The sequence below is a fragment of the Marinobacter sp. OP 3.4 genome, assembly GCF_036224885.1.
Classification (GTDB): domain Bacteria; phylum Pseudomonadota; class Gammaproteobacteria; order Pseudomonadales; family Oleiphilaceae; genus Marinobacter.
This window is the reverse complement of sequence record NZ_JAVVLT010000018.1, coordinates 18947-31843: the sequence shown is the minus strand read 5'-3', so window position 1 is coordinate 31843 and position 12897 is coordinate 18947. Positions and strand designations below refer to the sequence as shown.

At 67.4% G+C, this 12897-nt stretch carries 9 protein-coding genes and 1 riboswitch; of the genes, 2 read left to right on the top strand and 7 right to left on the bottom strand.

Features of this window, described 5'->3' with window-relative positions; all coding sequences use genetic code 11:
* Positions 1 to 22: 22 nt before the first annotated feature.
* The 7 genes from RO069_RS02985 to cbiB form a co-directional block, all read right to left on the bottom strand.
* Entirely contained in the window at positions 23 to 793 is a 771-nt protein-coding gene (locus RO069_RS02985; RefSeq protein WP_328185252.1) for an ABC transporter ATP-binding protein, read from the bottom strand.
* Positions 793 to 1734 carry a FecCD family ABC transporter permease gene (locus RO069_RS02980; RefSeq protein ID WP_328185307.1) on the bottom strand — a complete coding sequence of 314 codons (942 nt, stop codon included), beginning with the start codon at positions 1732 to 1734 and terminating at the stop codon, positions 793 to 795. The genes RO069_RS02985 and RO069_RS02980 overlap by 1 nt, the downstream gene beginning before the upstream one ends.
* 39 nt (positions 1735 to 1773) lie before the next feature.
* Positions 1774 to 2673, bottom strand: a complete 900-nt coding sequence (locus RO069_RS02975; RefSeq protein WP_442915322.1) for a cobalamin-binding protein — start codon at positions 2671 to 2673, stop codon at positions 1774 to 1776.
* The gene (locus RO069_RS02970; RefSeq protein ID WP_328185251.1) at positions 2667 to 6860 is read right to left on the bottom strand and encodes a cobaltochelatase subunit CobN; all 4194 of its coding nucleotides are present in this window, start codon (positions 6858 to 6860) and stop codon (positions 2667 to 2669) included. The genes RO069_RS02975 and RO069_RS02970 overlap by 7 nt, the downstream gene beginning before the upstream one ends.
* 27 nt (positions 6861 to 6887) lie before the next feature.
* Positions 6888 to 8747, bottom strand: a complete 1860-nt coding sequence (locus tag RO069_RS02965; RefSeq protein WP_328185250.1) for a TonB-dependent receptor domain-containing protein — start codon at positions 8745 to 8747, stop codon at positions 6888 to 6890.
* Between the two features lie 151 nt (positions 8748 to 8898).
* A riboswitch (cobalamin riboswitch) is annotated at positions 8899 to 9133 on the bottom strand.
* Complete coding sequence (gene cobD / locus RO069_RS02960; protein WP_328185249.1) at positions 9134 to 10171, bottom strand: threonine-phosphate decarboxylase CobD; 1038 nt, start codon at positions 10169 to 10171, stop codon at positions 9134 to 9136.
* Positions 10168 to 11094 carry an adenosylcobinamide-phosphate synthase CbiB gene (cbiB, locus tag RO069_RS02955; RefSeq protein ID WP_442915324.1) on the bottom strand — a complete coding sequence of 309 codons (927 nt, stop codon included), beginning with the start codon at positions 11092 to 11094 and terminating at the stop codon, positions 10168 to 10170. The genes cobD and cbiB overlap by 4 nt, the downstream gene beginning before the upstream one ends.
* Before the next feature lie 142 nt (positions 11095 to 11236).
* Here cbiB and cobT point away from each other — a divergent pair, with 142 nt between their 5' ends.
* Together cobT and RO069_RS02945 are read left to right on the top strand one after the other, a co-directional pair.
* On the top strand, positions 11237 to 12292 hold the full coding sequence (gene cobT / locus RO069_RS02950) for a nicotinate-nucleotide--dimethylbenzimidazole phosphoribosyltransferase (RefSeq protein WP_328185247.1): 1056 nt from the start codon (positions 11237 to 11239) through the stop codon (positions 12290 to 12292).
* The gene (locus tag RO069_RS02945) at positions 12289 to 12897 is read left to right on the top strand and encodes a histidine phosphatase family protein (RefSeq protein ID WP_328185246.1); all 609 of its coding nucleotides are present in this window, start codon (positions 12289 to 12291) and stop codon (positions 12895 to 12897) included. The genes cobT and RO069_RS02945 overlap by 4 nt, the downstream gene beginning before the upstream one ends.

The window sequence follows — 12897 nt, the reverse complement described above, 5'->3', positions numbered from 1 at the left end:
TCACCGCGGTCAGGCTGATGAGCTATGAACGCACTGGCACAAAAACCGGCGCCCCATCAGCCTCCACCGTCATCAGTTTCTGGTTATACAGACGCTCCAGCACCGACGGCACCAGCATCTGCTCCGCAGGTCCCCAGCAGGCATCGCCATTGGGGAACAGCAACAACAGGTGGTCGCACCACCGGGCGGCCAGGTTCAGGTCATGCAGGCACATGAACACCGCCTTGCCGGATTTTGCCTGATCTTCCAGCAACCGCAGCACCGCCACCTGGTGATGCAGGTCCAGGTGGTTGGTAGGCTCGTCCAGCAGCCAGATATCCGGATTCTGGGTCAGCATGGTGGCGATGGACACCCGCTGGCGTTCGCCGCCGGACAGGGTATTCACCAGCCGGTCTGACAGGTGGGCCACATCGAGCGCTTCCAGGGCCTGCTGCGCCAGGGCCAGATCTTCGCCCCCTTCCATCTGCCAGGGGGACAGCCACGGGTGGCGGCCGATCAGTGCGGTTTCCAGCACGGTGGCGGGGAAACCGTCCTGCCGTTCCTGGAACACCAGCCCCAGTTGTTGAGATACCTCCCGGCGGCGGATCCGGGTCAGTGAACGCTCACCCAGCCATACCTCCCCGCTGCGGGCGGGGCGCAGGCCTGCCAGGGTGTGTAGCAGTGTGGTCTTGCCGGCACCATTGGGGCCCAGTACGCCCCACACCTGCCCGCTTTCCAGGGCAAAATCCAGCGGCTGCCCGGAGTCTCGGCCCGGGATATCGATCACCAGTTGTCGCGTCTGCAACGGATTCATCAGCGGCTCCGGTACAGCAGGTAAAGGAACGTGGGCACGCCCAGCAAGGCGGTGATCACCCCTACCGGCAACTGTTCCGGGGCAATCACCACCCGCGCCAGGGTATCCGCCAGCACCAGCAGGGTACCGCCGGCCAGGGCGCAGGCGGGCAGGATCAGCCTCTGGTCGTTGCCCAGCAGCAGCCGCAGCATATGGGGTACCACCAGCCCGACGAAGCCGATGCTGCCGGCCGTGGTCACCGCCGTGGCCGTCAGCAGGCTGGCACTGAGGTAGATCATCCATTCCAGTGGCCGTACGTTCACACCCAGGGCCGCTGCCTGCATGGGGCCACGGGCCAGGACATTCAGGCTGCGCCCCACCGGCAACACCAGCAGGCAGGTCAGGAACAGAAGGACCATCGCCGGCCAGGGGCTGCGGGCGTAGGACACGTCCCCCATCAGCCAGTAGAGCATGCCCGGCAGCCGCTGGGCGGGGGCGATGGCCAGCATCAGGGTGATCACCGCGCCCCAGCCGGCGGCCACCACCACGCCGGTGAGCAGCAGTCGTGATGGTGTCCAGCTTCCGGTGCCGTGGGCCAGACCGAACACCAGCAGGGTGGCCAGCAGGGCACCCCCAAAGGCGGAGACGCTGACCACGAGTGTCGTCAGCCCTGCCAGCATGGCCAGCAAGGCCCCCACCGAAGCCCCCCCGGACAGGCCCAGCACATAGGGGTCGGCCAGCGGGTTACGCAGCAGCACCTGCATCAGCGCCCCCGCCACCGCCAGCAGCCCGCCGGTGGCAAAGGCGGCCAGGGTGCGGGGCAGGCGCAGTTCCAGTACCAGGGTATGGTGCAGGGGCTCGCCGCCGCCCATCACCGCCGCCATCACCTCACCCGGCGACAGGCTGACGCTGCCCGTGCCGACGGACAGCACCATGGCCAGCAATCCGGCGCAGGCCAGCATCAGTAACGGCAACAGGTGAGGACGGGCAAGCGGCACTGCTTACTCCCCGACCGCTTCGGTGCGACGGGCCCGGGCCTCGTCGAGTTTCTCGCAGAACAGGCGGCTGCCTTCCAGCATGCGCGGCGTCGGGCGCTGGATCAGCGACGGCGGCACGAAGAACAGGTTGTCGCGTCGCACGGCGGTGAGTTCGTCATACTGTTCCCAGTGGGTCAGCCAGTGGCGGTTCTCCTCCCCCATTCCGCCGGCGAGGATGGCCTCCGGGTCAGCTGCCAGCACCGCTTCGTCACTGATCCTCGGCACCAGCCGGTCCAGCTCGCCGAAGACGTTGACGCCACCGCACAGGGTGATGACCTTGCCGATCAGGTGGTCATCGTTCACGGACATCAGAGGTTCATCCCACACCTGGTAGAACACCGGCACCGGATCAGCACCCTCATAGGCGGCCTCCAGCTCGGTCATGCCCCGGCGGAAATGGTGGGCAACCTTGTTGCCGTGGGCTTCGGTGCCAGCGAGGGTCGCCAACTGCCGGATGGTGTGGGAGACGTCGTCAAAACTTCGGGGCTCGATGGAGAACACCGGTATGCCCAGTTCCCGGATGGTCTCCAGTTGCTCCGGCGGATTGCCGGTGACCCAGCCGATCACCAGATCCGGTTTTAGCGAGACCAGTACCTCCAGGTCCATGCGGGTATGGCTGCCGACCGACGTCACGTCCTTCGCCTCCGGTGGATAATCGCTGAAGGCCACCACCGCCACCACCTTGTCGCCGGCTCCCGCCGCCCACACCAGTTCCGTGGCGCCGGGGGACAGGGCGGCAATGCGCTCGGCTGGCTGGTCCAGGCACAGCCGCTGGCCGGTGGCATCGGTGGCGCACACCTCGTCCGCCTGGGCGTTAACGCACGTCCACATCAGGGCAGCGGCCATGAATCGTCGGATTAGCATGCGGCGAACAGACTCCCGGCTGACTGGCATGATGAATGGTTGTCCCCGCTGTCTTCAGGCGGTGGTCCGCCCTTGCGGGCGGCGTTGAAGGCCTCCCGTTGTGCCGGCTCCAGCCGGTCCGACACCCAGTCCATCAGCGGGTGGTCCGGGCGGGTGTGGCCATCGCCGGGCAGGCCATGGTCAACAATACCGTTGGCAAAGTCACTGGCAAGCTGGTCCAGCACGAATGGATCCGCATCCCAGAAGCCCCGCTTGGCGGCCAGCAGGGTAATGGCCTGCATATGGGTTTTCACGTGGGCATTGTGCCCCTGTGACAGGAACTCATCCAGCCCCAGTTGGTGCCGGTCCTGGAAGTAGACCTCGTTGATGTCGTCCCACACCCCGGGGCGCACCACCTGCGGGCTGGTGACCTGCCAGCCCCAGAGGTTGTCCAGGAAGTCGCTGCCCATGGTGCGGGCACCGGCATAGCCATGCTCCATCAGCGGCGCCAGCCATTGTGGATTGAGGTTGCGGGACCGCAGTTCCACATCCAGTGCCCGCTGCAGGGAACTGACCTGGGGGTTGGCCGGATCGGCGTACTGCAGCACCCGGTTCTGCGGCGGCTCGCCGCGAAGGTGCTCTACGGCATTGGACAGCCCGCCCTGGAAGTCGAAGCCGTCGTCGTTGTCCAGCAGGCCATACAGGTAGCTGGCGCGGCCCAGGTAGGTATGGCCGACGGACTGCAACTGGCGGTCGAAGGCCTGGTGGCTGGCCTCGCCATTGCGGTCCATCCCGTAGACATGGCCCATGCGGCGGCGATAGGCGTCGCCCAGCTGTTGCCGGTCGCTCCAGGCACCGGAGCGGGAGGCCAGCCGGTTCACCCCTGCGCCGTAGGCACCGGGGGCGGCACCGAATACCCGGTAGGAGGCCTGGGTGCCGGCGTCTTCCGCGCCCATGCCCTCCGCGATCATGGCCCGGGTGTCTTCCACCCAGCGGCGGGCAACGCCATTGAACGCCAGCGGCTCGGTGCCGGGTCGGCGCACCTCCGGTGGCAGGGCCGACAGTGCCTGATCCAGGGCCGTGGTCAGCTTCGGATAGTCATGGCGAATGGTCTCGGCCGAGGCATCCAGCGCCATCAGGACGGCCTGGTCCAGCCATTCCAACTGGCTGCCGTACAGGTCCCGGAACAGGCCGGAGGTGGTGAACACCACATTGTGGCGGGCCGCCAGGATCTCGTCGGGGCCGACAGGCAGGCGCTCCAGCCCCTTGACGATGCCCCGGCTGTTCCACACCGGGCGGATGCCCAGCAGTTTCATGCCGAAGGCGATCATCACGCCCTCGTCCCGCACGGTGTCCGAGGCCCACAGGACCAGGGCATCGCTGTCTTCGTTCTGCCCACGGTCGTTCTCAAGCGCCTTGTCGGTCAGTTCCGACGCCAGGGACCAGGCCACACGGGTGGGAATCAGGTCGTCGGACAGGGCGTGGAAGTTGCGCCCGGTGGGCAGCACTTCCGGGGTCCGCAGCGGGTCGTTGCCCTGCCCCGGCGCCACGAAACGCCCCTCCAGTGCCGCCAGGAAGCTGGCGCGCTCGTTGGCCGGGGACTCCGCCAGCCAGTCGCGCCAGTCCGGGTCCGGTTCACCGTCGTCGCCGGCCATGGAGGTGAGCATGGTGTCCAGTTGGTCCGGGGTCCAGTCCCTGCCGAACACATGCAGGCCCAGGGGCATGAAGTGTTCCTGCATGTCGGTGACGTAGTGGCCCGCCTCGTGGACCAGCAGGTCCGGTGACAGCTCATCCACGGACACTTCCTCCCGGGACAGGCCCATCTCGCCGGCAATCTCACGCTCCAGGTCGTCGCCGATCTCCAGGTCGCGGACCTTCTCCCGCAGCAGCTTCACCGCCCGTTCCCGGGTCGGGCTGTCCGGCTCGGAGGCGGATTCCCAGGTTTCCACCAGCTGGCGCAGTTCCAGCAGGTCGTCGTAGAGCTTCGTGGCGGCCAGCGGTGGCGTCAGGTGGCTGATCATCACGCCCAGGGCCCGGCGCTTGGCCTGGATGCCCTCGCCGACGCCATCGACAATGTAGGGGTAGATCAGGGGCAGATTGCCGCCCAGCAGGTCAGGGTAATCATCGGTGGTCAGGCCGGCCCGGCGCCGGGGCAGGAATTCCCGGGTGGAATGGCGGCCCAGGTAGACCAGGGCGTCGGCCCGAAAGCCGTCCTTCAGCCAGTGGTAGAACCCCACGTATTGATGGGTCGGCGGGAAGGTGGTGTTGGCGTGCAGCAGTTCCTCGGACACTTCCCAGCCCCGGGGCGGTTGCGGGCCGATGTAGATATTGCCGAACTGCAGCCCCGGGAACACCATGTTGCCGTCCACCACCATGGACCGGCCCGGCGCCTCGCCCCAGCCCCGCAGGCCGGGGATGCCGGTGTCCGCCAGCGCCTCACGCTGGGCCGTCACGGCGTCCCGCTGGCCGCCCTCGGTCAGGCGCTGGCGCCACAGGGCCTCGTAATCGTCCAGCTCAGCCAGGGCCCGGGCGCGGTTGGGGTGCTGGAGGTGTTCGATCAGGTGGCGCAGGTCGCCGGTGCCCCGGTCCAGCAGGTCCAGGGCGATGTCCTGTTCACCCAGCTCGTGGGCCTGTTCCAGCCGCGCATGGAGATACCCCAACGGCCCGTGTACCAGTTCCTCCTGGACCACGGTGGGCAGGGTGTTGAAGTAGGCGAGATAGTCATCGGAAGAGAGCTGCGGCACCTGGTCCGCCATGGCCCGCAGGGAACGGGGATCGTCCGTCAGGTTGACGCCCCTGGCCTGCATGCGGTCAAGCAGGGCTTCGGGACTCTCCGGCAGGGGCCCGGTGTCGTAGCCCTCGTCCTTTAGCCAGTGGAGCATCTCGAACAGGGAGGCGGGCACATCCAGGTTGTCGGCGCCGATGTTCTGCCGGCCCGGCGGGTGGTTGTAGTAGATGATGGCGACCCGCTTGTCTTCATTGGCTCGGCGTTGCAGCACCTGCCAGCGGGACAGACGCTCCGACAGGGCCTCGATGCGCTCGGGGACCGGGCGGGTCAGGGTCAGGGCGACGCCGGTGAGTTCGTGGATTTCCTCCGGCTCGGCCACCGCCAGCACCAGCGGCTGGCTGACGCCCTGCAACTCCGGCATGGCCAGCTTGTAGTGCACCTTGTCCGCCGGCACTCCGTCGATGGACAGTTGCCACTGGTTGCGGGTGCGGGACGCCAGGCGCAGGCCCTTGATCACCGGCACGTCCAGCGCCTCCAGCTCTTCCGTTACCCGGCGACGACCCTCGCCGCCACCCACGGTGAAATCCTGAAGGCTGACAATGGCGGACAGGGTGGCGTCACCGACGGTCTCCGGCAGGGCACGAACCGCCTCCAGGCTGGCGCCACCCCAGCGGGCGAGCACGGCGAAACACTGGATATCACGGGCTTCCAGTGCCGCACAGGTATCATCCAGCAGTGCCCGGTCGCCGGGGCGATCACCGCTGTCCAGGTCCAGCAGGGTGACCACCGGCCCGGCTTGAAGGGCGAGGCCGTCAGGGTCGTCCATGGCCTCCCCGTCACGGTAGTAGCGGATCAGTGAACGGGACGGTAGCTCGGGGACGTCCAGGTCGTAATCCGCCTGCACCAGCAGCCAGCGCAGCAGGGCGTCCAGATGGTCCGGCGTGCGGCCCTGGTAGAGGATGCGACTGTCCAGCCAGGACGCCTGCTGCGGGAACTGTTCCCTGAGGGCGGCGTTGTGCTTCGCCACGTCGGCGCCCGGCTCCGGGGCGGCCATAAGGTCGTTGAGGGTCTGATCATCCAGCTCCGCCAGGGGGGATTCGCCGTCCAGCCGCGACAGGCGTGTCAGGCTCCGGTCGCCATTGACGGCCAGGATGGGGAATGACCGTGCCCCGGCCTGTTCCGACACCACCCGCGCCAGCCGGCCCACCTGTTCACCGAACACCGCCGCCATCAGCAGGGCGTCCGCCCCGGACACCAGCCCGGCCAGCTCCCGGTCCTCCAGGCGCGCCAGTTGCTCCGGGGTTCGCAGTACCACCCGATGGTCCGGATAGGTTTCGGCAAACTGTTCGGCGCCAGCGGCCAGCTCAGCGGCGGAGCGTTCCGACACCACACCCACTATCGTGGCGGCGCTGACCGGCGGGGCCAGCAGGGCCATCAGCAGCAGTGCCATGGCCTTCAGGTAGGTTATCTGCGATTTCATGGCCACCCCCCTTCCCTGGCTGTCGTTTTACTGGATGTCGTAACGGACAGTGAGCATGGCGGTACGGCCGGCTGCCAGGTAACCCTTGCCATCGAAGCGAAGGGCGGTGGCGTATTCCTTGTCGAACACGTTGTCCACGGTCAGGCGGGTGGACCAGTTGTCGGCGAACTGCCAGCCGGCACGCAGGTCGAGGGTACCGAAGCCGGGCAGCCGGTCCTCGTTCTCGGCATCGTCGTAGCGGTAGCCTTCGGCGTTGAGGGTGCCGCCGACACTCCAGTCGGCAAACTCACGATCCAGTTCCAGGCGGAACTGTTGGGCACTGCGGCGGCGCAGGCGGTTGTCGGTATTCCGGTCACGGGGATCCATCAGGGTCACGGCCGCCTGGGCGCGCCAGCCTTCGTAGTCAAAGCCACCGGTCAGTTCCACGCCACGAATGCGGGCGTCGTCGACATTGGCCGGGCGGGTGTTGCCACCGGCATCGGTTTCCAGGGAGATCAGGTTGTCCACATCCAGCTGGTAGATGGCGGCATCCCAGTACCAGATATCATATCGGCCGGACATGCCCAGTTCGAAAGCGCCGCCCTTCTCCGGCTCCAGGTCCGGATTACCGGCGTAGGAACCGCCGAAATCGTAGGTTTCCAGCGGGTAGTACAGATCGTTGAAGGTGGGTGCCCGGAAGGAAGTCTGGTAGCTGGCGCGAACCCGGTGGTAGTCATCGAAGGCATGGCCGAGGGCAATACCGCCGGTTTCCTCACGACCGTAGGCTTCGTTGTCATCCAGCCGCAGGCTGACCTGCACATCGGTAGGCCCGAAACCGAGACGCAACTGGCTGAAGGCGGCGGCGTTGGTGCGGCTGTCCTCGTCGTAGTCGGTGGTGCTGTTCACTTTCTCGCTGAGCAGTTCCGCGCCCAAGGCCAGCTCGTGGCTGCTGAAGTAGACGGTGTTTTCCCAGCGCGCGGTGCGTGCGGTGGTGTTGAACACCGAGTCGCCGGAGTCACGGAAGTTGTCCTGCTCGTCACGGGCCTCGGAAACCTGGATCGCGGTGTCCCAGTAGTCGCTCACCGGGGTCGTCAGGCGGAAACCGGCCAGGCGGATCATATAGTCGGTGTCACCGCCCTCGAATTCGTTGTTGCCCTCGGACTGCATCAGCAGCAGGCCGGCCTCGCCGCCGTTCTCCAGTTCGTGGGTCACCTTGGCGATACCGGCGGTATTGCGGAAGCCCTTGTCATCACCGCCTTCGATAATCTCGGTGCCGTCGGTTTCCTTGTGCACACCACTCAGGCTGAACCGGGTGTTGCCTGACCGGGCGGAAATACCGCCGGAGCCCATCTGGGTGTCGAAGTTGCCGGCACCGGCTTCAACCCAGCCCCGGTGGCCATCCTGAACGGGCTCGTGGGTAAAGGCCTGGATCACGCCACCGACAGCGTCGGCACCGTACAGGGAGCTGCGCGGCCCGCGCACGATTTCAACCCGGTCCACCAGGTCCACGGGAAAGTACTGCCAGGGCGCGCTGCCGCTGGTGGAGGAACGCAGGCGGATGCCATCCACCAGGAAGATGGTGGACTCGCTGCCGGTGCCCCGGGTGTAGACACTGGTGTTCTTGCCGAAGGAGCCATTGCTGATCACGTTGATGCCCGGCTGGCTGCGCAGCAGGTCCTTGAACTCCGCCGGCTGCTGCCTGCGGATCTGCTCCTCGTCGATCACGGTCACGGACGACAGGCTCTCCCCCACGGTGCGCGGCCCCACGGTGGCGGTGACCACAATGGGATCAATGGCGGCATAAATGGGGTCACCCGCCTCTGTTTCGGCGGCGGTAACGGACAGTGGGAGCAGTACAAGGGCAGGAAACGCCAGGCGACGCTTGCTGGCCGGGTCGGAAAAAGGCATGTTCGGATCTCGCTGACTAACCGCGCGTCCCCGCACGGTGGAAACAACATTGCTGCGAAAGTCAGGGAGGAAATGGCCCAAAGGCAGGGTGGGCAGGGGCCAGATAAAGGGAAAGACTCGCCGGTTCACCCACCATTGCCGCCCTCCGCAGCACCAGGTGTGTTTACAGGCCGGTCTCCGGGCTTTTGAGCGGATGTCGGAGCATCCCGGATAACCGCCTTCCCATGCCGGTGGCACAGTGGCGTCGTGGCTATCCGTGGGAGGTTATGGAACTCCCGGACTCAATTACCGTTGCGGGGGCAGCGTCGGACTTGCCTGTTCAGGGCGCACCGACTTCCCGTTTCACCCGAAGTGGACTTCGGGATACCTGAAAACAGGGCGACAGGCTAGCAATCCGACCTGTGCTGGTCAACGACATTCATCAGGTGTTGCAGGGTCCGCTCCAGCCGCTCCCACTCGAAGGCATCACCGGGCAGGCCGATGCGCAGGGCCGACGGATTGTCGAAATAGCGCACCAGGATGCCGCGACCGGCCAGGAAATCCACCATGAGTTGCGCCTTCGGATGCTCCAGGTAACGGAACAGGATGGTGCCCCGTGTGGCGGGCAGGCCGGCGTCCTGCAGTAACCGGTCGAGGCGGTCGCTGTCCGCCTGCAGACGCTCCGCCGTCCGCTGTTGCCAGAGGGTATCCTTGAGGGCCCGGGCCATGAGGTAACGGGCCGGCGAGCTCAGGGACCAGGGCCCCAGGCGGGCCGCCAGGGCACCGGTGATCGCCGGTTCCGCAAAAACCGCCCCCGCACGCACCCCGGCCAGGCCGAAGAACTTGCCCAGGGATTGCAGCACCACCAGCCCCGGCGCGGAAGACATGGGCACCAGGCTGATGCCCCGGTAGCTGGTGGCAAAGGCCTCGTCCACCACCAGCCAGCCGTCGCGGCCCACCAGCTCGGCGTGCCAGTCCAGCAGCCGTTCCCGGGAGACGGTCATGCCGGTGGGATTATTGGGGTTGATCCACACCATCACGTCCAGGTCGCCCAACCAGTCATCGCCGGATTCCACCTGCGCCAGGCTGACGGGCACCACCTCATGCCCGGCCAGGGCCCAGCAACGGGCGTGTTCCTCAAAGCCCGGGGCGGGCACACCCACCCGGCAGGGGGAGCGCAGCAATGGCAGCGTCTGGATGGCGGCCTGGCTGCCCGGTACCGGCAGACAGCCGGCGTTGCCGGGGGCACCGGCCCAGCCACGGATTACCGTATCCAGGCCGTCGTCTTCCTCCGGGAGCTGGCGCCACAGGTAGTCCGGCAACGGCGGCACCTTCCAGCCCTGCCGGTTGATGCCGGTGGACAGGTCCAGCCAGTGATCCAGTGGAATACCCCAGCGACGGGCCGCCTCGATCAGGCGCCCGCCATGGGTGGGTGTCGCGCTCATCCGTTACCTCCCGTGAACATCATGGCACCGAACGCCAGCAGCGCCACCCAGAGCCAGGCACCCCGGGTGACCAACCGCAGTGCCTCACGAATCGACCCGGCAGTGGCCGCCCCGCCGACCCCCAGTACCGGGCGCGGGCGAAGCCGGTCACCGTAGGGTGCCGGGCCGCCCAGGGTAATATTGAGGGCACCGGCCCCCGCCGCCATTACCGGCCCGGCGTTGGGGCTCTCCCAGGCGGCGGCCTGGGTCCGCCAGCACCGCAGGGCCTGGCGGGTATCCCCCAGCAGGGCATAGGTCAGCGCGGTCAGCCTGGCCGGCACCCAGTTCATGACATCGTCCAGGCGGGCCGCCACCCGCCCGAAGGTCAGGAACCGCTCATTACGGTAACCCCACATGGCATCCAGGGTATTCACCATGCGGTGCAGCAACACCCCGGGCAGCCCGGCCAGCAGGAACCAGAACAGGCTGGCGAAGACGGCGTCGGCGCCGTTCTCCAGCATGGATTCGGTGGCGGCGGTGGCGACACCCTGTTCATCCAGCCGCCGGGCATTGCGACTGACAATGCCGCCCACCGCCTGGCGCGCGCCGTCCAGGTCGTGTCGTTCCAGTGGTGCCGCCACGGCCAGCCCGTGCTCTCGCAGCCCCCGCAGGGACAGGGCAAGCCACAAGCCGACCGCCTCCAGCACTGGCACCAGCCATGACGGGGCGAGACAGACCGCCAGCCAGGCCACCAGGGTCAGGGGAACGACCAGTACCGTTACCGCCAGCAGCCCCCGCCAGAGCCCGGCGCCGGGCTGCCTGTTAAGGCGCCATTCAAGCCGGGACGCCAGGTTGCCAAAGCCCACCACCGGGTGCCGGCGACGGGGTTCCCCCAGCCCCTGATCCAACAGCAGCGCCACGGCACACACCAGCACCGGTTCGATCATCCCGTTCAATCGCCTGATTCCCCGTATCGATATAAAGAATCCATAAAAGAGTCACAGTCTACGTCAGGCAGAGGCGTTCTTGACACTGACCGGCGCACATCCGACCATTTTCGCCCCTGATCAATGACGGATGACCACCATGACCCTGCCCCCCGCCTGGACCACACCACCCCCGCAACCGGACGCCGACGCCCGCGACCGGGGCCTTCGGCGGCAGGCGGTGCTGACCAAGCCTCCCGGCTCACTGGGCCAGCTTGAATCCCTGGCGGTGGCACTCTGCGCCCTGCAGGGCAGCGACCGGCCGGTTATGGATCGCATCGCCATCACCGTGTTTGCCGCCGACCACGGTGTCTGTGATGAGGGCATCTCCGCGTTTCCCCAGGCGGTAACGGCCCAGATGGTGGCCAACTTCGCCGGTGGCGGCGCCGCCATCAGCGTGCTGGCCAGGGAACTGGGCGCCAGCCTGGATGTGGTCAACCTGGGAACCGTCACCCCACTGGACCGGGAGCTGGAAGGCGTCCGCCACCAGCCCATTGCCCCGGGCACCGCCAACCTGGCCCGGGAGCCGGCCATGACGGATGCCCAGACAATGGCCGCCCTGGCCGCCGGGGACGAGGCCGTGGAACGGGCCGCCAGCAACGGTGCCCACCTGTTTATCGGCGGTGATATGGGCATCGGCAATACCACGTCCGCCGCGGCTTTGGCCTGTGCCCTGCTGGACGAATCCCCGGGGAACCTGGTCGGGCCCGGTACCGGCCTGGATGCCCAGGGGCTGACCCACAAGGCGGAGGTGGTCACCCGCGCCCTGGCCCGCCATGGCCGGGACCGCGATCCGCTGGCAGTACTCCGGTCCCTGGGCGGCCTGGAGATCGCCGCCCTCGCCGGGGCCATCCTGGGTGCCGCGCAACGGCGGATTCCGGTACTGGTGGATGGCTTTATCGTGTCCACCGCCGCCCTGGTGGCCGTGCGCCAGCAACCCCGGGTGCGGGACTGGCTCCTGTTCGGCCACCGCTCCGCGGAACCCGGCCACCAGAGGGTGCTCGACGCCCTGGAGGCCACGCCCCTGCTGGACCTGGGCATGCGCCTGGGGGAAGGCAGTGGCGCCGCCGTCGCCGTGCCCCTGTTGCGCTCCGCCTGCGCCCTGCACAACGCCATGGCCACCTTCGACGATGCCGGCGTGAGTAACCGGTCATGACCACCACCCTGATCGACCTGATCCGCCATGGCGAGCCGGAAGGCGGCCCCATGTTCCGGGGCCAGACCGACCATCCCCTGAGCGCCACCGGCTGGCAGCAGATGCGCGGGGCGATAGGCGACGGGGAGCACTGGGACGCGATTGTCACCTCCCCCCTCCTCCGGTGTGCGGAATTCGCCCGGGAACAGTCGGAGCGCCTCGGCGTTCCCCTTTACACCGAGCCACGCCTGCGGGAGATCGGCTTCGGCGACTGGGAAGGCCACACCACGGCACAGGTGATGACCACCTGGGGCGAAGCGCTGCAACGGTTCTGGGACAACCCGGTGGACCACCCGCCCCCGGGCGGTGAATCCCTGGCAGCGTTCCAGGCGCGGGTGACGGAAGCCTGGCACCACTGGAACCGGCAACTGGCCGGAAAGAGAATACTGGTGGTTTGTCATGGCGGGGTTGTCCGCATGGTTCTCGCGGACATCCTGGAAACACCCCTGGAGGCGGCCTTCCGCACGGTAGCGGTACCCTACGCCAGCCGCAGCCGCATCCGGCTGGACGAGTCACCCCATGGCCGGCTGGCCTGCCTGCTCAGCCACGGCTTGCTTGAGGGTTAG

Bases quoted from the DNA above. Each gene is read 5' to 3' on its own strand.
- RO069_RS02985 (WP_328185252.1), bottom strand. From the start codon at position 793: ATGAATCCGTTGCAGACGCGACAACTGGTGATCGATATCCCGGGCCGA.
- RO069_RS02980 (WP_328185307.1), bottom strand. From the start codon at position 1,734: ATGCTGGCCTGCGCCGGATTGCTGGCCATGGTGCTGTCCGTCGGCACG.
- RO069_RS02975 (WP_442915322.1), bottom strand. From the start codon at position 2,673: ATGCTAATCCGACGATTCATGGCCGCTGCCCTGATGTGGACGTGCGTT.
- RO069_RS02965 (WP_328185250.1), bottom strand. From the start codon at position 8,747: ATGCCTTTTTCCGACCCGGCCAGCAAGCGTCGCCTGGCGTTTCCTGCC.
- cobT (WP_328185247.1), top strand. From the start codon at position 11,237: ATGACCCTGCCCCCCGCCTGGACCACACCACCCCCGCAACCGGACGCC.
- cobD (WP_328185249.1), bottom strand. From the start codon at position 10,171: ATGAGCGCGACACCCACCCATGGCGGGCGCCTGATCGAGGCGGCCCGT.
- RO069_RS02945 (WP_328185246.1), top strand. From the start codon at position 12,289: ATGACCACCACCCTGATCGACCTGATCCGCCATGGCGAGCCGGAAGGC.
- RO069_RS02970 (WP_328185251.1), bottom strand. From the start codon at position 6,860: ATGAAATCGCAGATAACCTACCTGAAGGCCATGGCACTGCTGCTGATG.